Raw genomic sequence first — 24,648 nt, 5'->3', positions numbered from 1 at the left:
ATAGATTTTAGTAAGGAAATTAAAATGAAAAATTCGTCAATTAATCAAAAAAAAATAAATGAAATAGTGGATGATGAAGTTATTATCAAACAATTTTTTGAAAGGGATGAAAGAGCAATTGTAAATATAGAACAAAAATATGGTAAATATTGTTATTCAATAGCTTTTAGAATTTTGTTAAATGAAAAAGATACAGAGGAGTGTATAAATGATACATGGCTGAAAGTTTGGGATTCCATACCACCGATAATTCCGGAGATTTTATCAGCGTTTATTGGAAAAATAACAAGAAATCAGGCAATTAATAAATATAAATATGAAAATGCAAGCAAAAGAGTTAATTCAAGAATTGAAAAGACATTAGATGAATTAAATGAGTGCGAAATTCTATTGAATAATAATGTGAGTGAAGAAATGGATAGAAAAGAATTAGAAAATTCAATTAATAAATATCTCGAAAAACTGCCAAAACAAAAAAGACAAATATTTGTACGAAGATATTTTTATTTGGATGAAATAAAAGAAATTGCGGATAGGTTTAATCTTAAAGAGTCGGCAGTAAAAGTGTTATTGCATAGAATGAGAAGAAAATTAAAGAGCTATTTGGAAAATGAAGGATATGAAATATATTAAGGAGAATAGGCATGGACAATAAAAAAGAAAAAATCAGTAATTTAGAATTGCTGGAAGCTATGAGTGGAATTAATGAAAAATATTTAAAAGAGGCAGATTCTTTATGCATTAAAAAAAAGAATTATTGGCATATGGCAGTTGCGGTTGCAGCAGTAATTATATGTACAATAATAATTCCTAATATAAATGAATCAACAGCATATGCTATGCAAAAAATACCTTTTGTAGGTGCATATTTTGAAATGGTCACATTTAGGCAATATAAATTTGATGATGGCAAAAATTATGCAGATATTAATTTGAAAAAAGTGAAAAATAAAACAGAAGATACGGAATTAGAAATTAGAGAAAACGCTGATAAATCTGAAGAAAAAATAAATCAGGATATGAAGAAAAAAACAAATGAACTTATTAAAGAATTTAGAAAACAAGTTGGTGGCTTAGGGTATTCTTCTTTAAAGGTGAATAATACTGTAGTTACAAATTCAATTGATTATTATTGCATTAAGTTGTCAGCATATATGTCTCAGGCAGATGGTTATGAAGTAAACTATTTTTATACAATTGATAAAAAGACAGGACAAGTGATAAAATTAACAGATTTGTTTAAAAAAGATAGTCAATATGTAGATGTAATTACTAAAGATATAAAGAAACAGATGAAAAAGAAAATGAAAGAAAATTCACAGTATAAATATTTTATAGATGAAGAGGAAAAATATACAACATTTGAAAAAATAGATGAAAATCAACAGTTTTATATTAATAATTCAGGTGAATTAGTTATATGTTTTGCAGAAGGAGATGTTGCACCGGCATATATGGGCGCATTAGAGTTTACAATATCACATAAAACAATCCAAAATATTTTGAAATAAATAAAAAAGACTAATGTAATAATAAAAGGATTTATGCAATAATTAAAAAGGTAAAAAATTTTTAGTTATTGCGTTAAATCCTTTTTTTGTTGAGTTGAAAAAATTACAATATTTCTTTGCTCATATTACTGTTATGATACTTTTTGTCATATGTGACATCTTCTCCGAACCATTCAGGTGGAATAAATGAATTGGCATCTTCGATAGAATTAAATTCGACTTCTACCAGTAAACGACCATCAAATATATCGTGGAAAATATCTAACTCAGCTGTTAGAGAATTAAATAGAGGAATGAGATATCGTGTTTTTGTAATAATATTACCATCGGCTTTTGTCAAAAGATGAAAATAACTTTTTTGATTCAGAGGAAGATTATATTCTTCTCTAGACATCATTCCGCTACCTTTATATGTAAGAAAATAATCCTCATCCTGTTTTCTGATTCGAATAACAGGAGAAGTATTTAAATAAGCCTGTTGAATATCGTGGTGCTCATAAGAGTCTAAATTGTCAGGAAGACATTTAGGAATAAATTTGCGTTCTATTTCCATAAAAATACCATTATAACAAATACGTTAATACCTTTCATAAAATATAGTTGTATAACAAAACATTAAATACTAGAATAATATTATCAGTTTGCTATAATAAAGGCAAGAAAAGTACAAATATAAAGAAAGTGATTGTACAGAATAAAACTAATAAAATGATATAGAAAGGAATAAATAACATGAAGAAAATATATGCATTTTTAGCACAGGGATTTGAAGAAACAGAAGCGTTAATGGTAATAGATTTAATGAGAAGAAGCCATACAATTGATGTTGTTACAGTATCCGTAACAGATGAATTAATGGTTGAAAGTTCTCATAAAGTAAATATTAAGGCAGATAAATTAATTAAAGATATTAATTTTGATGAAGGAAACGGAATTTTTCTTCCGGGAGGTATACCGGGCACACCTAATCTTGAGGCATGCGATATGTTGAAACAGGCAATATTAAAATATTATAAGGAAGGCAAGTATCTTACAGCTATATGCGCAGCACCAAGTATATATAGTCATTTGGGCTTACTAAAAGATAAAAGAGCTACATGTCATGGAAGTTTTGAAAAAGAAATGGATTGCAAAGAATATGGTGGAAGCGTAGTTACTGATGGACAGTTTGTTACTGCAAACGGATTAGGAGCAGCATTAGAGATGGGACTTGAAATGGTATCTATATTAGACAGCGAAGAAAAAGCAGGAAGTATTGCTGAAGCAATTCATTTTAATAGATAGTAAATCTGCATAATAAAGAATTGATAAAATGCAATAGTTAAAACACTTAGAAGTTTATAATTTATATAGAGAAAGTTTACAAATAATATTATATAAGTATTAAATAAAAAAATAATAATTGATAAAAAGAGAGTTGAAAAAGTTAATAAAAAAATGATGACAGTATCTTGCATTTATGTTATAATGTTGTACTGCGTATAGGGTGTAGTATGCCCTGTTGCAATCAAAAAGATAGAAAGATGGACACTGACTCATAGTCCATTTTACATATTCAAGGAGGAAATATTAAGATGAGTTTACAAGTTGAAAAGTTAGAAAATAACACTGCAAAGCTTACAATTGAAGTACCTACTGAAGAGGTTGAAAAGGCTATAGAAAGTGCATACCAGAAATCTAAATCTAAATTCAGCATTCCTGGATTTAGAAAAGGTAAAGTACCTCGTAAGATGATTGAAAAGATGTATGGCGTTGGCGTATTTTATGAAGATGCTGTAAATAGCATGATTCCTGGAGCTTATGCTGATGCTGCAACAGAAAGTGAATTAGAAATCGTTGCTCAGCCTGAAATCGATATCGTACAGATTGAAGCTGGAAAGCCATTTATCTTTACAGCAGAAGTAGTATTAAAACCTGAAGTAGAACTTGGAAAATACAAAGGAATTGAAGTAGAAGCTAAGGATACAACAGTAACAGATGAAGAAGTTGATGCTGAATTAGCAAAGGTTCAGGAACAGAACTCAAGATTAGTTGCTGCAGATGATAAAGAAGTGGAAAATGGAGACCAGGTAACAATCGATTTTGAAGGATTTGTTGATGGTGTTGCATTTGAAGGTGGAAAGGGTGAAGATTATCCATTAACAATTGGATCACATTCATTTATTGACACATTTGAAGATCAGTTAGTAGGAAAGAAAGTAGGAGACGAAGTTGAAGTTAACGTTACTTTCCCAGAACAGTATCAGGCTGAAGAACTTGCAGGAAAACCAGCTATGTTCAAGGTAAATATTAAAGAAATCAAGGTTAAAGAACTTCCTGAATTAGATGATGATTTCGCTCAGGATGTATCTGAATTTGATACACTTGCTGAATACAAGGAAGATGTTAAGAAGAACCTTGAAGAAAAGAAGAAAGAAGAAGCAGAACAGCAGAAAGAAGCTGATGTAATTAAAGCAATCGTTGAAGATGCTAAGATGGACATCCATGAAAAGATGATTAAAGCACAGGCACAGCAGATGGTTGAAGATTTTGCTCAGAGAATACAGTCACAGGGAATTTCTTTTGAACAGTATATGCAGTTTACAGGTTCAACACCTGAAATGTTACTTGAACAGGTAACACCACAGGCTGAAGAAAGAATTAAAGCAAGACTTGTATTAGAAGCAGTTGTTAAGGCTGAAAACATCGAAGTTTCAGATGAAGAATTCGAAAAAGAATTAGAAGAAATGGCTAAACAGTACAATATGGAACTTGATCAGATTAAGCAGTTCACAACAGATGCTGATAAAGAGACAATTAAGAAAGACATCGCAGTACAGAAGGCTGCTAAGTTAGTAGTTGACGCTGCAAAATAAATAACAGAAACAGGAGGTATGGCACATGAGTTTAGTACCTTACGTCATTGAACAGACTAGCCGAGGCGAACGTTCGTATGACATTTATTCAAGATTATTAAAAGACAGAATTATATTTCTTGGTGAAGAGATTAATGATGCTGTAGCAAGTATAGTTGTAGCACAGTTATTATTCCTTGAATCCGAGGACCCAAGTAAAGATATCCATCTTTATATTAACAGTCCGGGAGGATCAGTTACTGCAGGAATGGCTATATATGATACAATGAAATATATCAAGTGTGATGTTGAAGTTACATGTATCGGTATGGCAGCAAGTATGGGCGCATTCCTTTTATCAAGCGGTACAAAAGGAAAACGTTACGCACTTCCTAATGCAGAAATTATGATTCACCAGCCACTTGGTGGTGCTCAGGGACAGGCAACTGAAATTCAGATTGCTGCAGAGCATATTTTAAAAACAAAGAAAAAGTTAAATGAAATTTTAGCTAGCAATTCAGGTCAGCCACTTGAGGTTGTGGAAGCTGATACAGACAGAGATAATTGGATGACAGCGAAAGAAGCTCAGGAATATGGTTTGATTGATAAGGTTATTGAAACAAGATAGAATGTAATTTATAAGGCACCGCATTAGTGGTGCCTTATTGTTAAAATTAGAAAGAGGTTATGATGGCAGGTAAAAATTTTGATGATAGCAATGTACGCTGCTCATTCTGTGGTAAATCTCAGTATCAGGTAAAGAGACTGATTGCAGGCCCGGAAGGAGTATATATATGTGACGAATGTGTAGAGACTTGCGCAGAAATTGTTGAAGAAGAGGTATACCATGCGCAGGATAGTGCTGTTACAGATGACATCAACTTACTTAAACCAAAAGAAATAAAAGAATTTTTGGATTCATATGTTATAGGACAGGATGAGGCAAAAAAGGTTCTTTCAGTAGCTGTATACAATCATTATAAGAGAGTATTGGCAGGAAATGATTTGGATGTAGAATTACAGAAATCAAACATTCTTATGTTAGGACCAACAGGTTCCGGAAAGACATATTTAGCACAGACTTTAGCAAAAATTCTTAATGTACCGTTTGCAATTGCTGATGCAACTACTTTGACAGAAGCAGGATATGTTGGAGAAGATGTAGAAAATATATTACTTAAACTTATTCAGGCAGCGGATTATGATATTGAAAAAGCACAATATGGAATTGTCTATATTGATGAAATAGATAAAATAACAAAGAAATCTGAAAATGTATCAATCACTAGAGATGTTTCAGGTGAAGGTGTGCAACAGGCATTACTTAAGATTTTAGAGGGAACAGTAGCAAGTGTACCACCTCAGGGAGGAAGAAAACATCCACATCAGGAATTGCTTCAGATTGATACAACAAATGTTTTGTTCATCTGTGGAGGAGCATTTGATGGATTAGAAAAAATTATTGAAAACAGAATGGATCAGAAAGCAATTGGTTTTAATTCTGAAATAACAGATAATACTGAAATGAATAACGATGCGTTATTTGGCGAAGTAATGCCACAGGATTTGGTTAAATTTGGAATTATTCCTGAGTTTATAGGACGTGTGCCTGTAACAGTTGCATTAAAATCATTAGACGAAAATGCATTAGTGGAAATTTTAACAAAACCAAAAAATGCGATTGTAAAACAGTACGAAAAGTTATTTGAACTTGATGGAGTAAAATTAACATTTACGGATGAAGCTTTAAAGACAATTGCTAAAAAGTCGTTTGAAAGAAAGACAGGGGCAAGAGGATTGCGAGCAATTATGGAGCAGACAGTATTAGATGTAATGTATGAAACACCTTCAGATGAAACAATCGAGGAATGCATTATTAATGAAGATGTAGTAAACCAGTTAGCAGATCCTGAGTTAAAGTACAAAAATAATTTGGATGCGAAAATAAAAAGAGCAAATAAGAAAGCAAAGAACGAACAGATTCAACCAGCTTAATGTAAGGGAGTAGAAATGCCAGACGAAATGTTAAATTTGCCGGTAATACCACTTAGAGGATTAACAATATTGCCGGGAACGACAGTTCATTTTGACGTCAGCAGAAAACAGTCTATTGCAGCAGCGAATGAAGCTGTGACGACAGGCGAAAAATTATTTGTAGTAACACAAAAAGACCCGGTGGTAGACGCACCGGGTTTTGATGACGTTTATAAAGTAGGAACTGTTGTTGAAGTAAAACAACTTAATAAGATGCCTGACCGGATAGTGCGTGTGATGGTTGAAGCAAAAGAAAGAGGAATAATTCATTCTTACAATGAAGAAAATTCATGTATTAAAGGCGATATTGAAATAATTAAAGAGCCGGATGAAAAAATTACTCAGGTTAGAGAAATTGCATTATTAAGAGAACTTAAGGATGAATTAGCACTTTATGATGGTATTAATCATGAATTGACACCTGTTGGAATAAAAAATATTGATAATCAGGAGTCATTAAGTGGTACAATGCTTCAGATTATTATGAGAATCCGAATGGATTTTAAAACAAAGCAGAAATATTTAGAGGCAAATACACTACTTGAAAGATATGAAGTGATTTTGTCATTTTTCAGTATTGAAAATGAAATAAGTCAGGTAAAAGCTGAAATTATAGAAAAAGTTAAAACAAATATAGATAAAAATCAGCGAGAACATATTTTAAGAGAACAAATGAGAGTCATCAGGGATGAACTTGGCGAAAATGATGCTACGTCAGATATTGACGAGATGATTGAAAAAACTAAAAAGTTAAATGCTGATGATGAAATAAAAGAAAAAATATTAAAAGAAATAAAAAGATTACGTATGTCAGCGGGTAATCCGGCAGATAGTAATGTATTAAGAAATTATATTGAAACTATGTTGGATATGCCATGGAATAACTGCACGGAAGAAAATCAAAAAGTTGAAGATGCACAGGCAATTTTAAACAGAGATCATTATGGACTTACAGATGTAAAGGAAAGGATGCTTGAATTTCTATCTGTAAGGGTTTTAACAAAAGATAAAGGCGAAAGTCCAATTGTTTGCTTAGTAGGGCCTCCGGGTACAGGTAAGACATCAATTGCGCGCTCAATTGCAGAGGCATTAAATAAAAAATATGTCCGTATATGTTTAGGAGGAGTTACAGACGAGTCTGAGATAAGAGGACACAGGAAAACATATGTTGGAGCTATGCCTGGTAGAATTGCAACTGCTATTAGACAGGCAAATACAGCTAATCCTCTTATTTTACTTGATGAAATTGACAAATTAGGTCAAAGTATTCATGGTGATCCGGCAGCAGCAATGTTAGAGGTGTTAGATTCAGAACAAAATTCTAAATTCAGAGACAATTATTTGGAAGTGCCTTTGGATTTATCGAAAGTAATGTTTATTGCAACAGCTAATGATTTGTCAACTGTTCCAAGACCGCTTTTAGACAGAATGGAAATAGTTGAAGTATCAAGTTATACAGATAATGAAAAATTCCATATTGCTAAAGTGCATTTAATTCAGAAAGAATTAGAGCAAAATGGTTTGAAAAGATCACAACTTACAATATCTGATGAAGCAATAAATAAAATTATAAAATATTATACAAAAGAAGCAGGTGTCAGAAGTCTTGACAGAACAATTGCAAAAATTTGCAGAAAAGCAGCTAAGATAATAGTTGGAAAAGAAAAGAAAAGTATTAAAGTAACATCGAAAAATATTACTAAATATTTAGGAAAAGAAAAATTCCGTCAGGATGAAGCAAATGAAAAGAATGAAATTGGAATTGTTAGAGGACTTGCATGGACTAGTGTAGGTGGAGACACATTACAGATAGAAGTAAATACAATGCCTGGAAAAGGAATACTGGTTTTAACCGGAAATCTAGGCGATGTTATGAAAGAGTCAGCACAGATTGCGCTTAGTTATGCAAAAAGTGTTGCCAAAGAATATGGCGTTGACAGTAAATTCTTTAAAGAGAATGATATACATATGCATATTCCGGAAGGTGCAGTTCCAAAAGATGGACCATCAGCGGGTATAACTATGTCAACAGCAATAGTTTCAGCTATTGCAAATATTCCTGTAGACAGATATTTAGCAATGACAGGTGAGGTTACTCTTAGAGGAAAGGTTCTTCCTATAGGTGGACTTAAAGAAAAATTGTTGGCAGCAAAAGATGCGGGAATGAAAAAAGTACTTGTGCCGGTGAAAAATAAAACTGACGTAGAAGAATTCTCAACTGAAATTACTGATAGATTAAAAATAGTATATGTTTCAGAAATGACTGAAGTATTGAAACAGGCGTTAGTTAAATAATAACGACATATAAATAGAAAGGTAAATCAACATGATAATAAAGAGTGTAGAATTAGAAAAAGTTTGTGGAGTTACAAGCGTAATTCCGGACAATGATAAACCTGAAATAGCTTTTGCCGGTAAATCAAATGTAGGTAAATCATCATTGATAAATGCGTTAATGAATAGAAAATCATTGGCTAGAACATCTTCACAGCCTGGAAAAACACAAACAATTAATTTCTATAATATTAATGATGAATTATATTATGTTGATTTGCCCGGATATGGATATGCAAGTGTATCAAAAGAAGTTAAGGCAAAATGGGGAAAGTTAATTGAAAGATATTTGAGAAACTCTAAGCAGTTACAATGTGTGTTCTTATTGGTAGATATTAGACATGCACCGTCAACTAATGATGTAGAAATGTATGAATGGATCTTGGCAAATGGGTTCTATCCGATTATTATTGCAACAAAGCTGGACAAAATAAAAAGAAGCCAGGTTCAGAAAAATGTAAAGATAATTAAGGAAAAACTTAACGTGGAACCGGGAACAATTATTATTCCTTTTTCAGCTCAGACAAAACAGGGAAGAGATGAAATATGGGATATCATAGATCAGATTACAAAGGAGTAGATAAGAAATGGCAATGGATTCGGCTACATTGTATAAATTAATGATTTTATACATGCTTAATAAGGTTGATTTTCCGTTAACAAATTCACAGATTTCAGAATTTTTCTTAGAAAATGAGTATACGAATTACTTTTCATTACAGGAATCGATAAATGAGTTATGCGAAAATAATTTCGTGTTTTCGGATACAGTAAGAAATACATCATATTATCATTTAACATCAGAAGGAAGAGAAAGTTTAAAATTTTTTGAAAATAAAATTCCTAATGCAATAATTGATGATATGGATACTTTTTTGATAACAAATAAGTATGAACTTAGAAATGAAGTCGGAACAGTTTCTGACTATTATAGAGTAAATGATGGAGATTATATTGTGCATTGTCAGGTAAATGAAGATGCAAGTACATTAATTGAAATAAATCTGACTGTACCAAATAAAGAAAGCGCTGCAAAAATGTGTGCTAAATGGAAAGATGCAAGTCAGGAAATATATGAAATGGTTATAACAAAACTGACGAAATAGCCTTTGGCTATTTTGTCAGTTTTGTTGTAAAGAAAAAATAATGTATATCATGTTCATATGAATTATACGCTAAAAAGACTATGAATTAAAATGAGTAGTGAATAAAAATAGGTATTAAATTTATATAGACTATAAATAAAAATGTATAATAATTTGAAACGATGTTAATTGATGCACTTAAGACAAAAAGAGAGAAAGGAATAGTAATTATTTAAATAGAAAGACAACTACAAATAAAAACAAAGAGTTGGTTGTAAAGAAAATTAATAATTAGATGGTAATAGAGAGATGGATAAAAAAGGAATATTAGAATTAAAAAGAAGAATGACAAAAGATGGCTGTACATTTACAAAAATGACAGGATGTTATGTGGATGGAGAAAAAAATAAGATTGTAAATATAGATGAAAATTTCTTGGGATTAGAGGAAGAAGAATTTTATAAATACCTTGAAATTGCCAAGAAAACATTGTCAGGTACAATAGGCAATAATTTAATGGAATATGAATTTCCATTAGCTGAAGAGGAACCGGGAGGACATCAGCAAAGTCTTATGGCAATTAAGTCAAGTCAGTTAAAGAATGAAGAAATGCTTGAGTCATTTTATGATATGGTAATAGAAAATTATGAACATACAGGAAATTATCTAATTTTATTATTCCATGATGTTTATGATGTAATGACAAAAACAACAGACAATAATAAGTTAGATGAGTCAGAAGAGATATTTGAATATATCATATGCTCAATATGTCCTGTGGCTTTAAGTAAACCGGGACTTGGATACAGAAAAGACGAGAATAGAATTGGAACAGTAGACAGGGACTGGATTGTCGGACTTCCGGAAAGCGGATTTTTATTTCCGGCATTTACAGATAGAAGTACGGATATACATAATGTTATGTTCTATTCAAAGGATGCAAAAGAACCACATAAAGAATTGGTAAATAATATTTTAGGATGTGAAAGCAAACATACAAATGCAGAAAAACAGGTTATTTTTAATAATTTGTTATTAGAGCATGTACCTGAAGATGACCATAAAGAGGTGTTGATCAAAGTTAATGAAAATTTGGCAGATGTAATAGAAGAAAAACCGGAAGAAAAATTAACAGAAGAAGTTGTTGCGCAGGTTATTACTGAAAGTGGCGTAATGGGAAGTGTTGCGCAGAGTATCGCGGAAGAATTTGTGCATACATTAGGTGAAGAATTACCTGAAGCAGAAAATATTGTTGACCAAAAAATTGTGAAACAAAGTGCTGAGAAGAAGGAAAAGATTGAACTTACAGCAAAAGTGGAAGAACTTACAGCAAAGTTAGAAGAAGCAAATGAAACTATTGCAAATAGCACAATTAACAATGACGAAGAAGAAACACAGGAGACAGATGATAATGAAATTTTTGTAAGAGTTTCAGGTGATAAGAAAGATGAAATAAGAACCCAATTAATTGAAGGACAAAAGTGCATTGTGATTCCTGTATCGGAAGAAGATAACATAAATATTGTGAAGCGTTAAAATTTTTAAAGAGCACAATATCATTCAGAGTTTATAATCTTACTTCATTAAAATGATTATAAAAGAGGAGTTGCAATTACATAAAAGATCTACTGATAAAAAGGAGGAGAAGTGAAAAAATTATCTGCATATATATGGAAAAATAAACTTAGATATATTTTGGCAATAGGCTCGATGATTCTTGCAGTAAGTCTTGATTTAATGTCACCGCAGCTTACAAAACATATTATTGATGATGTTATTGTAGGTGGACAGATAGGCAAATTAAAATATTTACTTGCAGGAATTTTGGCAATAGGCGTAGGAAGAGCGGTATTTCAATATATAAAAGAATATACATTTGACTGCTTAGGTTCTGATATAGCAAGTTCTATGCGAAAAGATTTATTTATACATACACAGAAATTGAGCCAGGATTTCTTTGATAGAACGGATACCGGTGAATTGATGTCAAGAATTAAGGATGACGTTGATAAAATCTGGGATGGATTAAGCTATGTAAGTATGCTGTTGATTGAAGTGGTAATACATACATCAATAGTATTATTTTGCATGTATACAACAAACGTTAAACTTGCGATTATACCTACAGTAGCCATGATTTTTTGTGGATGTATTGCTTTAATTATGGAAAGAAAACTAGGAGCAGTGTATGAGGAAATAAGCGAAGAAAATGCCGAGTTAAATACTGTTGCGGAAGAAAATCTTGCAGGAGTCAGAACAGTTAAGGCATTTGCCAGAGAAAAATATGAAATAGAAAAATTTCTGAATCATAACAACAGATATTATGAATTGAATATGAAGCAGTCAAAAGTATTTGTAAAATATTATCCTTATTTTTCTGTAGTAACAAAAATTTTACCGCTATTAACATTACTCGCAGGCGGGAAAATTGTTATTGATGGAAGAATGTCTTTGGGACAATTGGCTGCAATGGTAGAATATTCAAATAATATAGTGTGGCCGATGGAAATGCTTGGATGGCTTACAAATAGTTTCTCATCAGCAATTGCATCTAATAGAAAATTAAAGAAAATTTATAATGAAGTACCAACAATCAAAGAAAAAGAAAATCCTATAATTCTTGATGAGGTTAAGGGTAAGATTACTTTTGACCATGTGGCATATGGAAAAGAAGGAAAACATATATTAAGAGATGTTTCTTTTGAAGTACAACCTGGAGAAACACTTGGAATTATGGGAGAAACCGGGTCGGGAAAATCTACAATAATTAATCTTATGTCAAGATTTTATGATGCTGATAAAGGAAAAATATGTCTTGATGATGTTGACATAAGGGATATGAAACTAAGTCAGGTAAGAGAAAGCATTTCTCAGGTTATGCAGGATGTATTTTTATTTTCCGACACAATAGCTGAAAATATCAAACTTGGTAAAAAGGACTACATAAGTGAGGAAGAAGTAGAGATAGCTTCAAATAATGCACAGGTAAGTGAATTTGCTACTAAAATGAAAAATAAATATAATACTGTAATAGGTGAAAGAGGTGTTGGACTGTCGGGAGGACAGAAGCAGAGAATCAGCATAGCGAGAGCATTTGCAAAGAAAAATCCAATACTGATATTAGATGATTCTACATCAGCACTGGATATGGAAACAGAGCAACAGATTCAGGAAGCATTAAGGAAATTAGATGGTGTTACAAAGGTTATAATAGCCCATAGAATTAGTGCTGTAAAAAATGCTGATGAAATTATAATTCTCAAAGATGGAATTATCGCTGAGAGAGGAAAGCATCAGCAGTTGTTAGAAAAACATGGCCTTTATTATGAAACATATCAATCTCAATATGGTGATGTAGAAGGGGGTGAAGTGAATGGCTTATAATTCATATAAAGAAGATGAAAAAAGCGTAGAAAAGAGTAAACTTCAAACTCTTAAAAGATTGCTTTTGTATTTGTTAAAATACAAGTGGACAATAGTGTTAGTTTTGATACTTATGGGATATTGTGTAGTTGTAAGTTTAATAAACCCTCTAATAATTGAGTCAGCAATAGATAATCATATTGGAAATAAAGACTATATAGGCTTATACAAATTATTAATTATAGCGTTAATTATCAATTTAATTGCAACATTTGCCATTAAACTTAGAATGTATATAATGGCTAAAATGTGTAATCAGATATTACTTACAATTAGGCAGGAATTATATACTCATATACAAAAACTTGGATTTAAGTTCTTTGATAGTAGACCTACAGGAAAAATATTATCTAGGATTATCGGAGATATAAATTCCTTAAAAGATGTGCTGTCAAATTGTGTAACAACATTAATACCTGATTTTATTACAGTATGTGCAGTTGTTATTATTATGTTTTCTAAGAATCCAAAACTTGCAGTAGCAGCACTTATAAGTACACCTTTTATGGCAATTGCAATAACAATGATACAGGTTAAGGCTCATCCAAGATGGCAGACTTTTAGAAAAAAATCTTCTAATTTAAATGCGTTTTTGCATGAAGATATGTCGGGAATGAAAATAATTCATAGTTTTACTGCTGAAAAAGAAACAGAAGAAACGTTTGATGAGTTACTAAATGAACATAAATCATCATTCAGATCAGCTGTAAGATTAAGTGACTGTTTTGGTTCTGTTATTGATTTCTCATGGGGATTTGGATGTGTTGCATTATATTTTATAGGAATTGTTGTATTGAAAGATGAAAATATTTCTGTAGGTACATTTTTGGCATTTGGAACATATATTAATATGTTTTGGCAGCCTATTAATAATTTAAGCAATTTCTATAATCAGATAACAACAAATATTGCAGGAGCAGAAAGAATATTTGAAATTTTAGATACAAAGCCTGAAATAGAGGATGAGAAAGGTGTTGTCGATTTACCTGATATAAAGGGTGAAGTTACATTTGACCATGTTACATTTGGATATGATGAAGAAAAAGTATTAGATGATGTAAGCTTTGTTATTAAACCGGGAGAAACGATAGCGATAGTTGGACCTACAGGAGCAGGAAAATCAACTATAATAAATCTTATCAGTCGATTTTATGATGCAAATGAAGGAAGAGTGTTGTTAGATGGTTATGATGTAAAAGATGTTTCGATAGAAAGCCTTAGAAAACAGGTTGGAACAATGACGCAGGAAAATTTTATTTTTTCAGGAACTGTCAAAGATAACATAAGATATGGAAAATTAGATGCAACAGATGAAGAAATAATCGAAGCTGCTAAAGCTGTTAATGCTCATGAATTTATAATGAAGCTTGATAAAGGCTATGATACTGAGTTGTTAGAGCGTGGTGGAGGATTATCTATAGGTCAGAAACAGATTTTAGCATTGGCAAGAACAATGGTTTCAAAACCTAAAATACTTATACTTGATGAAGCAACATCAAGTATAGACACAAAAACAGAATTAATAGTTCAAAAAGGGATTGATAAATTGTTGAGAGGAAGAACTTCTTTTGTAATTGCACACAGATTATCTACAATAAAGAGAGCAGATAGAATATTTGTTGTTGATAATGGAAAGATAATAGAAGAAGGAAATCATAGACAATTATTGGAAAAGAAAGGTGCATATTATAATTTGTATATGGCACAGTTCAACGTATAACACGAATTGCTACGTTCTTCGAACTCTCGCAATTCTACAAAATATATGAGAAAACAGTTCTATCGGACTATGAATATTCTTATATAAATATATAACACGAATTGCTACGTTCTTCGAACTCTCGCAATTCTACAAAATATATGAGAAAACAGTTCTATCGGACTATGAATATTCTTATATAAATATATAACACGAATTGCTACGTTCTTCGAACTCTCGCAATTCTACAAAATATTCGAAAACCACCCTATCGGGCTATTTTCTCATATTTTGGCGATTCATAAAAAAGACTGCGTTTTCATGCAAGCATGAACGCAGTCTTTTTTTGAATCTGGTGTTATATGTTTTCTTTTACGGCTTTGCTTACTACTTCAGAAACTTCAGGATTGAAGGCTTCAGGTAAAATAAAGTTTTCGCTTAACTGGTCATCAGGAACGAGAGAAGCAATTGCATTAGCAGCAGCTAATTTCATTTCTTCAGTAATCTGCTTTGCACGACCTTCAAGAGCACCCTTGAAAATTCCAGGGAAGGCAACAACATTGTTAACCTGATTTGGAAAATCAGAACGTCCTGTACCAACGACCCTTGCACCTGCTTCTTTAGCAAGGTCAGGCATAATTTCAGGTGTAGGATTTGCCATTGCAAATATAATAGCGTCTTTGTTCATTGAAGCAACCATTTCCTTAGTTACGATGTTTGGAGCTGATACACCAATAAATATATCTGCACCAACCATTGCATCGGCAAGAACACCATTTTTTCCTTCAAGGTTAGTTACCTGAGCCATTTCCTTTTGAGCCCAGTTTAAATCTTTAACATCATTTGATAATATTCCGTATAAACCGCATATTGTAAGATCTTTAAAACCGTATTTTAATAATAATTTTGAAATTGCAATACCGGCAGAACCATCACCGTTTACAACTACCTTACAATCTTCTTTTTTCTTTCCGACAACTTTTAAAGCGTTGATAATACCGGCAAGAACAACGATTGCTGTTCCATGCTGATCATCATGGAATACAGGAATGTCTAATAATTCTTTAAGTTTACTTTCTATTTCAAAACATCTTGGAGCAGAAATGTCTTCAAGATTAATACCACCGAATCCGGGAGCAATTCTAACAACAGTGTCAATGATTTCCTGTGTATCCTGTGTGTCAAGACAAATTGGAACGGCATTTACATCACCGAATTCTTTAAAAAGAACAGCTTTACCTTCCATAACAGGCATGGCGGCGTAAGGGCCAATATTTCCTAAACCTAAAACAGCACTTCCGTCTGAAACTACGGCTACTGTATTTGCCTTCATTGTGTATTTATAAACATCTTCCGGATTTTTAGCAATTTCAACACAAGGTTTAGCAACACCCGGTGTATATGCAATTGATAAATCCTCACGTGTTTTGATTTTACATTTTGCTTCTGTACTGATTTTACCTACTAAATCAGCATGGAGCTTTAAAGCTTTTTCATCTGTTGTCATAATAACCTCCAAATATAATATAAATAGTAATAAATGTATATTTTAAACATATACATAAAATCAGGTGTCTGAAGTATAGTAGTAAAAAATACATTTAAACACCTGTTTATAAGCATAACACATTTTTAAAAATTACACTATTATTTTTAAAAAAGATGTGTTAATATAAAAACAGAATCTAGACTCAAGTGGGTTTCCCACACATTTCCCGGATTTAATAATAAATATTGAACAGATAGATAGTGAAAGGACTGGTGCATTTATGAGAGAAAAGTTGCAGTCATTACCAGTGAGCGAATTACGAGCCATTGCAAAGGAAAATGGGATTAAAAGTGTAACAAAGTTAAGAAAACAGCAGTTAGTAGATATGATTTTGGAAGTGAATGAGCGAAATCAGAAAAAGCAGACTGAAGCCGCCAAAAAAGAAGAAGTTGATAATGAAAATAAAGAAAATATACAGGTAGCAGAAGTAAGTACTGAAGAAAAAGAAGATAAGCCTGAAAAGGAAGTAAAGAAAAAAAAGTCAGAAAATAAAGAAAAAAATTCAGAAAGTAATAAAGAGTTAAAGATAGAGAAAAAGAATTCACATAAATTGGAAGGAAAGACTGAACATAGAATAATAAAAACACATTCTAAAAATGAAAATAAACCGGTACAGAAGGTGCAAAAAACTGAGAAGAGAGATCCTCAGCCAACAGATGAAGGAGATTTTAAATCAGGAATACTTGAGGTTATGCCGGATGGATTTGGATTTATCAGATGTGATAACTATATGCCTGGAGATGATGATGTTTATGTGGCACCATCACAGATTAAAAGATTTAATTTGAAAACAGGAGATATATTAGAAGGAAAAGTAAGAGCAAAGAGAGAATCAGAAAAGTTTGGAGCTCTTTATTATTTAGATAAAGTAAATGATGAATCATTAGAAAAAGTTATTTCCAGACCAAATTTTGAAGATTTAACTCCTATATTCCCTAATAACAGACTTCATTTGGAAACACCATCTGAAAATATGGCAATGAGAATAGTTGATATTATCAGCCCAATTGGAAAGGGACAAAGAGGAATGATTGTGTCTCCACCAAAAGCAGGTAAGACAACCCTTTTAAAACAGGTAGCAAAATCAATTCAGACTAATAATCCTGAAATGAAAATGATTATTTTATTAATAGATGAAAGACCTGAAGAAGTTACAGATATAAAAGAAGCAATTGAAGGGGAGAATGTAGAGGTAATTTATTCTACATTTGATGAATTACCTGAGCATCATAAACGTGTTTCGGAAATGGTAATCGAAAGAGCAAAAAGATTAGTTGAACATGGAAATGATGTAATAATTTTATTGGATAGTATTACAAGACTTGCAAGAGCATACAACATGACTGTACCGCCAAGTGGAAGAACTTTATCAGGTGGTTTGGATCCGGCAGCACTTCATATGCCAAAGAGATTCTTTGGTGCAGCAAGAAATATGAGAGAAGGTGGAAGCCTGACAATTCTAGCTACAGCATTAGTAGATACAGGAAGTAAGATGGATGATGTTGTATATGAAGAATTTAAGGGAACAGGTAATATGGAATTGGTTCTTGATAGAAAATTATCTGAGAAGAGAGTATTCCCGGCTATTGATATAATTAAGTCAGGTACAAGAAGAGAAGATTTATTATTAGATAGTGAAGAATTAGGAGCATCTTATGTAATAAGAAAAGAAATTAATGGAATGAAGAAAGAAGACGCGGCAGAAAGAATAATTAATTTATTCTATAGAACAAAAAATAATAAAGAATTTATTTCAAAAATTTCAAAAATAAAAAATAATGATGGACCAACAAATTCAACAGGTGCTCACAGATTCACGTAATTTTTGTCGAATCATTATAAAATAAAGTGACATTTAATAAAAAAAGGTTGCTAATAGTAAAAGCATATGCTATAATGACTAGGCTATTGAGTTAAGACGGATTGGCGTTGCCAATAAGCATAAAATTTAATTTAAGGAAATGAAGAGGTGAATGTAATGAGAGAAGGAATCCATCCAGATTACCAGCAGGCAACCGTTACATGTAACTGTGGTAACACATTCGTAACAGGTTCAACTAAGTCAGATATTCATGTTGAAATTTGTTCAGCATGTCATCCATTCTACACAGGACAGCAGAAAGCAGTTTCAGCTCGTGGTAGAATTGATAAGTTTAATAAGAAATATGGTATTCAGTAAGTATTAAGGATAACAGGTTGGGAATTTTTGTTCTCAACCTATTTTCTTATGTAAAGATATGCAGGTTAGAAGCATAATCTGATTATGAAAATAGGGATATTTAATATTTTTATTTGTGCGATTATAATGAATGAGGACATTTATGAAAAATAAAAATAAATTAGGTTCTTCCGGAATAGGAGGACAGGCAGTTATAGAAGGAATTATGATGAGAAATAAGGACTGGTATTCTGTAGCTGTAAGAAAAAGTGATAATACAATTGAGGTAGAAAAGAAGCAATATAAAAGTGCTTCACAGAAAAACAAAATTTTGGGAGCTCCTTTTATCAGAGGAGTATTTAGTTTTATTGATTCCCTAGTGCTTGGAATAAAATCTCTTACATATTCAGCATCTTTTTTTGAAGATGATGATGAAACAGAAGAAGAGCCTGGCAAATTAGAATTGTGGCTTATTAATAAATTTGGTGAGAAAGCTGAGAATGTAATAATGGGATGTGTAGTAGCAGTTTCTATTATATTTTCAGTATTAATATTTATGATGTTACCGTTATTTATAGCGGATATGTTTGAAAGATTTGTTCCGGGAATAGGAAACAGACAGGTTCCAGTAATAGAAGGAATAGCCAAGATGGTTATTTTTATCGGATATATGCTGTTAATATCATTAATGAAAGACATAAGAAGGACATTTATGTATCATGGAGCAGAGCATAAATGTATTAACTGTATTGAAAATGGAAAAATATTAACTGTAGAAAATGTAAGAGAAAGTTCGAGATTTCACAAAAGATGTGGAACAAGCTTTATGTTGATAGTTTTGATAATTAGTATTTTGTTCTTTATCTTCATTCGCTCGGATGTAGTTTGGATTAAATATACAATAAGATTAATTTTAATACCTGTAATTGCAGGTGTTTCATATGAGATTATCCGATTAGCAGGTAGTAGCGATAATTTTATTGTTAATTTAATAAGTAAACCCGGAATATGGATGCAGAAAATAACAACTAAAGAACCAACTGATGATATGATTGAAGTCGCAATTAAGGCAGTTGAGGAAGTCTTTGACTGGAAAGATTATTTGAAAAGCAATGGAATAGAAGTTTTGGATGAAATTTCAGGAGAAGAAGATGTCAACTGAATTTGAATTAAAAGATTTGATAAAAGATGGAATAGAAAAATTGCAGAAAGCATCTGATTTGGATGCAACTGTTGATGCGTGGCTTTTAGCAGAAGAAGTTTTAGGGATTACAAGAGTACAGTATTTTATCAATCCTCAAAGATTAGTTAATAAAGAGGATGCAGATAAGTTTTTTAAATTTATAGATATGCGTTGTAATAAGATTCCTTTACAGCACATAACCGGTAAGCAGGAATTTATGGGATTATCATTTAATGTGAATGAAGATGTATTGATTCCAAGACAGGATACGGAACTTTTAGTTGAAATGGTTTTAAATTATTTAAAACAAAAGATTCAAGGCAAGAAAGTCAAAGTATTAGATATGTGTACCGGCTCAGGATGCATAGCGATTTCAATAAAAAAACTTGCAGAAAATGTAGATGTGACAGCAGTAGATTTGTCCCCAAAAGCATTAAAAGTTGCAATTGATAATGCAAAGCAGTTAGATGCAAAAGTTACATTTATTGAATCAGATTTATTTGAAAATGTATCAGGTAAATATGATATAATTGTATCTAATCCGCCATACATAAGAAAAAGTGATATTGAAACGCTTATGGAAGAAGTAAAAAATCATGAACCGATGATGGCTTTAGATGGTGATGAAGACGGATTGAAATTTTATAAAAAAATATCGGAAAAGTTAAATGAATATTTATCAGATGATGGGATGATTTTTTATGAGATTGGTTATGATCAGGGAAAAACAGTTCCCGATATTTTGAAGCAGTATAATTTTAAAGATATTAATGTATATAAAGATTTGTCAGAAAATGACAGAGTTGTGATTGCGAGAAAAGGAGAAGAGAATGTTTGATAAATTAGACGGTATATTGGAAAGATTTGATGAAATATTAGAAATGTTAAACGATCCAAGCGTGGCAAATGACCAGAATAATTTTAGAAAATTAATGAAAGAGCAAAGTGACTTAGCACCAATTGTTGAAGCGTATAAGACATATAAACAAGCTAAGCAGGATGTTGAAGACAGTCTTTTAATTCTTGAAGAAGAAAATGACGAAGATATGCGTGAATTAGCTAAAGAAGAATTAAATGAAGCTAAAGCAAAAGTTGAAGAAATGGAACAGCAGTTAAAGATTTTACTTTTACCAAAGGATGAGAATGATGATAAAAACGTTGTTGTAGAAATCCGTGGCGGTGCAGGTGGAGATGAAGCTGCGTTATTTGCTGCTGAACTTTACAGAATGTATTGTATGTATGCAGAAAAGAATCGTTGGAAAACAGAAATGATTTCTTTAAACGAAAATGGTTTAGGTGGATTTAAAGAAGTTGTATTTATGATTAACGGTCAGGGTGCATATTCTAAGTTGAAATATGAAAGTGGAGTACATCGTGTACAGAGAATTCCGGTAACTGAATCAGGTGGAAGAATTCATACATCAACAGCAACTGTTGCAATTATGCCTGAAGCAGAAGAAGTAGATGTAGAAATCGATATGAATGATTGTAAATTTGATGTGTTTAGAGCATCAGGAAACGGTGGTCAGTGTGTAAATACAACTGATTCAGCTGTACGACTTACACATATTCCAACAGGAATTGTTATTTCATGTCAGGATGAAAAATCACAGTTAAAAAATAAGGATAAAGCACTTAAAGTATTAAGAGCAAGATTATACGAACTTGAACTTCAAAAGAAGCAGGATGCTGAATCAGCAGCAAGAAGAAGTCAGGTAGGAACCGGTGACCGTTCAGAAAAGATAAGAACTTACAATTTCCCACAGGGAAGAGTAACAGATCATAGAATTAAGTTTACATCACATAGATTAGATGAAATAATGAATGGAAATCTTGATGAAATAATCGATAACTGTATAGCAGCAGATCAGGCAGCAAAGCTTAGCAATATGGAAAATGAAGTATAAATTTTTTGAGCCATCGAAAGATGGCTCATATTTATATAAAAAAGTGAGGGTAGAATTATGCAGATGACAACTCTTTGTTATATAGAAAATGATGAAAAATATTTGATGCTTCATCGTGTGAAAAAGAAAGAAGATATTAATAAAAACAAGTGGATAGGAGTAGGTGGACATGCTAACGAATGGGAATCACCGGAAGAATGTCTTGTAAGAGAGGTAAAAGAGGAAACAGGACTAATACTTACTTCATATAAATTCAGAGGAATTGTAACATTTATCAGTGATGAATGTGAATCGGAAACCATGTGCCTATTTACTGCGGATAAGTTTACAGGAAATATAATTGAATGCGATGAGGGAGAACTTAAATGGGTAGATAAAAAAGTAGTACCTAATTTGCCAACATGGGAAGGGGATGCAATATTTTTGAAATTACTGTTAAATGATGAGAAAAGATTCTTTTCATTAAAATTGGTATATGAGGGAGATAAATTAGTAGAAAATAATATTGTTTTTTATTAAACAAAATATGAAAGCTTATGAGGTGCTTACTAAATGATAGTATTAAGTAAAAAGCAGATTGTTGATATAATGGAAGAAAAACAAAAAAATAAGGAACAATTATAAGCAAAAAATCAAAATTACTTAATTTTTAATCGTTATATATTAAAAAAAGCCTTTGAAATTTAAAAAGAAATTTGCTAAAATATCAAACGAATCGAGTGGCTAAGAGCGTAAATCCAGATATGGATTTGCGCTCTTTTATGTTATATAAGACGAAGTCGTGTGTATAACAACAAATAAAAAATTGACGAAGCCGGATTGATTTAATTTTATGAATTTTGGGAATTCATTTTAAACATAGGAGGTAAAGGGAAAAGTGGAAGAAAACAAGGAAGCAAACAAAATGGGGACGATGAAGGTAAACAAATTGATGCTGACAATGGGAGCACCTATGATTTTATCGATGGTGTTACAGGCTGTGTATAATATTGTTGACAGTGCATTTGTATCCAATATGCATGAAAATGGAGAAGCAGCTTTGAATGCCTTAACATTGGCGTTTCCTGTTCAGATGATGATGGTTGCGATTGCAATAGGCACAGGTGTCGGAATGAATGCATTGCTTTCGAAAAATTTAGGGAGTGGAAATCTGAAAAAAGCATCTATGATAGCAGGAAATACAATATTTTTAGGAACAATAATTTATTTAATATTTCTTGTTTTCGGAATATTTGGAGCAGATTTCTATGTATCTACACAGACAAGTAATGAATTAATAAAAAATATGGCAATACAATATTTGAAAATATGCTGTACTTTATCTATAGGAATAGTGTTCTTTTCAATATTTGAAAAAATGCTACAGGCAACAGGGCGCTCATTATATTCAACGATAGCACAAATACTAGGGGCTGTAACAAATATGATTTTAGACCCTATTTTAATATATGGTTTGCTAGGAATTCCTGAAATGGGAGTCGCAGGCGCGGCATATGCAACTGTTATAGGTCAGGTAGTGTCAGTTTTAACAGCGATTGCTTTCCATATAAAATTTAATGTCGAAATAAAAGGAATAATTAAAAATTTAAAACCATCAGCAAAAATAATAAAAGAGATATATATGATTGGTTTACCTGCAATCATAGCTCAGGCATTAATGTCATTTATGACATACGGATTAAATATAATACTTGTTAGAATAAGTGAAACAGCAGTTACTGCATATGGATTGTACTATAAAATTCAACAGTTTATTTTGTTTGCAGCATTTGGCTTAAGAGATGCAATTACTCCGATAGTATCATTTAATCATGGAATGAGAAGTAAAGAAAGAGTTAGGGACGGAATAAAATATGGTTTGATTTATACTTTAATTATAATGGTTGTAGGAACTGTTGTGCTGGAAATTTTTGCAAATCCATTTGCTAAGATATTTGGGTTGTCAGGTGTTACGCAACAATTATGCGTTAGTGCGATAAGAGTAATTTCTATAAGTTTTGTATTTGCAGGTGCAAATATTGCTTTTCAGGGAATATTTCAGGCACTTGAAGGTGGCATGGAATCACTATTTATTTCAATATGCAGACAGTTCTTATTTGTTCTTCCTGTTGCATGGGGATTTTCTTTAATTGCAATAAAAGATATAAGCTACATATGGTTAGTATGGATGACATTTCCGATAGCAGAGGCAGTATCATGTGTTATTGCGTGTGTGTTTATGAAGAGGATTGATAGGAGAAAAATACAAAGTCTTAATAAATAGGTAGAAATGTATGTATATATTGTTGTATTATATAAAGTATGTAGAAAAAGTATTAATTATTTATATTCTGCAGACAGATACAAGTGTCAGAGAAATATTTTTATTTAATGGGCATTTGTGCAAGAGTAAAAGCCATAAGGAGAAGTACAATGGATATTACAGTTAGAAGAGCAGAAATTAAAGATATTGATAAAGTGAGCATATTATTAAGTGAGGTACTCGAATTACATGCGAAGTTAAGACCTGACATATTTATATCAGGTACAACAAAGTATACAAGGGAAGAACTAACTAATATATTTCAAAATGATGAAACACCGGTATTTGTAGCTATAGATAATGATGAAGTTGTAGGTTATGCATTTTGTGTAATAAAAAAACAACCTTTTAGTACAAATATGGTTGATTTTAAAACATTACATATTGATGATTTGTGTGTAGACGAAAATTGCAGAGGAAAACATATTGGAACAATTTTGTATAAATATGTTCTTGAATATGCTAAATCAATAGGATGTTATGATGTTACGTTAAATGTATGGGAAGGAAATGATAATGCCCGTGCATTTTATGAAAAGGTGGGAATGTTTGTAAAGGAAACACAGATGGAAGTGATTCTTAAATAGGGATATTCATGGTAAAGAATTGGTATATGTGATAGATTTTTA

At 31.8% G+C, this 24,648-nt stretch carries 22 protein-coding genes; 20 read left to right on the top strand and 2 right to left on the bottom strand.

Annotated features, from left to right (window positions below):
- Positions 1-24 precede the first annotated feature (24 nt).
- Both CCC31_RS05135 and CCC31_RS05130 read left to right on the top strand, forming a co-directional pair.
- Entirely contained in the window at positions 25-633 is a 609-nt protein-coding gene (locus tag CCC31_RS05135) for a sigma-70 family RNA polymerase sigma factor (protein ID WP_022088221.1), read from the top strand.
- 11 nt (positions 634-644) lie between these two features.
- Positions 645-1,511, top strand: coding sequence for an RsiV family protein (locus CCC31_RS05130; protein WP_022088222.1), 867 nt, complete (start codon positions 645-647; stop codon positions 1,509-1,511).
- Between the two features lie 103 nt (positions 1,512-1,614).
- Here CCC31_RS05130 and CCC31_RS05125 read toward each other — a convergent pair whose 3' ends face one another.
- Positions 1,615-2,064: a CYTH domain-containing protein gene (locus CCC31_RS05125; protein WP_022088223.1), complete on the bottom strand. Its 450-nt coding sequence runs from the start codon at positions 2,062-2,064 to the stop codon at positions 1,615-1,617.
- Positions 2,065-2,243: 179 nt separating this feature from the next.
- On the opposite strand from CCC31_RS05125, the gene CCC31_RS05120 reads away from it, so the two are divergent.
- The 10 genes from CCC31_RS05120 to CCC31_RS05075 all read left to right on the top strand — a co-directional run bounded on the left by CCC31_RS05120 (position 2,244) and on the right by CCC31_RS05075 (position 14,941).
- Positions 2,244-2,795, top strand: coding sequence for a DJ-1 family glyoxalase III (locus tag CCC31_RS05120; RefSeq protein WP_022088224.1), 552 nt, complete (start codon positions 2,244-2,246; stop codon positions 2,793-2,795).
- Positions 2,796-3,085: 290 nt separating this feature from the next.
- The gene (gene tig / locus CCC31_RS05115) at positions 3,086-4,366 is read left to right on the top strand and encodes a trigger factor (RefSeq protein ID WP_290850047.1); all 1,281 of its coding nucleotides are present in this window, start codon (positions 3,086-3,088) and stop codon (positions 4,364-4,366) included.
- A gap of 25 nt (positions 4,367-4,391) precedes the next feature.
- Positions 4,392-4,973 carry an ATP-dependent Clp endopeptidase proteolytic subunit ClpP gene (gene clpP, locus CCC31_RS05110; RefSeq protein WP_022088226.1) on the top strand — a complete coding sequence of 194 codons (582 nt, stop codon included), beginning with the start codon at positions 4,392-4,394 and terminating at the stop codon, positions 4,971-4,973.
- A gap of 62 nt (positions 4,974-5,035) precedes the next feature.
- The gene (gene clpX, locus CCC31_RS05105) at positions 5,036-6,340 is read left to right on the top strand and encodes an ATP-dependent Clp protease ATP-binding subunit ClpX (RefSeq protein WP_117910327.1); all 1,305 of its coding nucleotides are present in this window, start codon (positions 5,036-5,038) and stop codon (positions 6,338-6,340) included.
- 15 nt (positions 6,341-6,355) lie between these two features.
- A complete protein-coding gene (gene lon, locus CCC31_RS05100) occupies positions 6,356-8,674 on the top strand; it encodes an endopeptidase La (protein ID WP_290850044.1) in 2,319 nt (772 codons plus the stop codon).
- A 31-nt stretch (positions 8,675-8,705) separates the two neighbouring features.
- Positions 8,706-9,293 carry a ribosome biogenesis GTP-binding protein YihA/YsxC gene (yihA, locus tag CCC31_RS05095; RefSeq protein ID WP_022088229.1) on the top strand — a complete coding sequence of 196 codons (588 nt, stop codon included), beginning with the start codon at positions 8,706-8,708 and terminating at the stop codon, positions 9,291-9,293.
- A 7-nt stretch (positions 9,294-9,300) separates the two neighbouring features.
- A complete protein-coding gene (locus tag CCC31_RS05090) occupies positions 9,301-9,819 on the top strand; it encodes a DUF4364 family protein (protein WP_022088230.1) in 519 nt (172 codons plus the stop codon).
- A 288-nt stretch (positions 9,820-10,107) separates the two neighbouring features.
- Positions 10,108-11,334 (top strand): DUF4317 domain-containing protein, encoded by a 1,227-nt coding sequence (locus tag CCC31_RS05085; protein WP_022088231.1) that lies wholly within the window; start codon positions 10,108-10,110, stop codon positions 11,332-11,334.
- Positions 11,335-11,445: 111 nt separating this feature from the next.
- The gene (locus tag CCC31_RS05080; protein ID WP_022088232.1) at positions 11,446-13,182 is read left to right on the top strand and encodes an ABC transporter ATP-binding protein; all 1,737 of its coding nucleotides are present in this window, start codon (positions 11,446-11,448) and stop codon (positions 13,180-13,182) included.
- Positions 13,172-14,941 carry an ABC transporter ATP-binding protein gene (locus CCC31_RS05075; protein ID WP_290850040.1) on the top strand — a complete coding sequence of 590 codons (1,770 nt, stop codon included), beginning with the start codon at positions 13,172-13,174 and terminating at the stop codon, positions 14,939-14,941. Before CCC31_RS05080 ends, CCC31_RS05075 begins: the two co-directional genes overlap by 11 nt.
- Before the next feature lie 337 nt (positions 14,942-15,278).
- Here CCC31_RS05075 and CCC31_RS05070 read toward each other — a convergent pair whose 3' ends face one another.
- Positions 15,279-16,427 carry an NADP-dependent malic enzyme gene (locus CCC31_RS05070; RefSeq protein ID WP_147586398.1) on the bottom strand — a complete coding sequence of 383 codons (1,149 nt, stop codon included), beginning with the start codon at positions 16,425-16,427 and terminating at the stop codon, positions 15,279-15,281.
- A gap of 262 nt (positions 16,428-16,689) precedes the next feature.
- Here CCC31_RS05070 and rho point away from each other — a divergent pair, with 262 nt between their 5' ends.
- The 8 genes from rho (at position 16,690) to CCC31_RS05030 (ending at position 24,606) form a co-directional block, all read left to right on the top strand.
- Positions 16,690-18,291, top strand: a complete 1,602-nt coding sequence (gene rho, locus CCC31_RS05065) for a transcription termination factor Rho (RefSeq protein WP_290850037.1) — start codon at positions 16,690-16,692, stop codon at positions 18,289-18,291.
- 156 nt (positions 18,292-18,447) lie between these two features.
- A complete protein-coding gene (gene rpmE / locus CCC31_RS05060) occupies positions 18,448-18,648 on the top strand; it encodes a 50S ribosomal protein L31 (protein ID WP_022088236.1) in 201 nt (66 codons plus the stop codon).
- A 142-nt stretch (positions 18,649-18,790) separates the two neighbouring features.
- A complete protein-coding gene (locus tag CCC31_RS05055; RefSeq protein ID WP_147586400.1) occupies positions 18,791-19,789 on the top strand; it encodes a DUF1385 domain-containing protein in 999 nt (332 codons plus the stop codon).
- Positions 19,779-20,648, top strand: coding sequence for a peptide chain release factor N(5)-glutamine methyltransferase (gene prmC, locus CCC31_RS05050; protein WP_290850035.1), 870 nt, complete (start codon positions 19,779-19,781; stop codon positions 20,646-20,648). Before CCC31_RS05055 ends, prmC begins: the two co-directional genes overlap by 11 nt.
- Entirely contained in the window at positions 20,641-21,717 is a 1,077-nt protein-coding gene (gene prfA / locus CCC31_RS05045) for a peptide chain release factor 1 (protein WP_290850033.1), read from the top strand. The genes prmC and prfA overlap by 8 nt, the downstream gene beginning before the upstream one ends.
- A gap of 57 nt (positions 21,718-21,774) precedes the next feature.
- Positions 21,775-22,236, top strand: a complete 462-nt coding sequence (locus CCC31_RS05040; RefSeq protein ID WP_117910336.1) for an 8-oxo-dGTP diphosphatase — start codon at positions 21,775-21,777, stop codon at positions 22,234-22,236.
- A gap of 385 nt (positions 22,237-22,621) precedes the next feature.
- Positions 22,622-23,980 (top strand): MATE family efflux transporter, encoded by a 1,359-nt coding sequence (locus CCC31_RS05035; RefSeq protein ID WP_117910374.1) that lies wholly within the window; start codon positions 22,622-22,624, stop codon positions 23,978-23,980.
- A 149-nt stretch (positions 23,981-24,129) separates the two neighbouring features.
- On the top strand, positions 24,130-24,606 hold the full coding sequence (locus CCC31_RS05030; RefSeq protein ID WP_117910337.1) for a GNAT family N-acetyltransferase: 477 nt from the start codon (positions 24,130-24,132) through the stop codon (positions 24,604-24,606).
- Positions 24,607-24,648: the final 42 nt, after the last annotated feature.

It is taken from the genome of Eubacterium sp. LMAG:50 (genome assembly GCF_008680265.1).
In the GTDB taxonomy this organism is placed as follows: Bacteria; Bacillota; Clostridia; order Lachnospirales; family Lachnospiraceae; genus Eubacterium_U; species Eubacterium_U album.
This window is presented reverse-complemented; position numbering and strand designations above follow the sequence as displayed.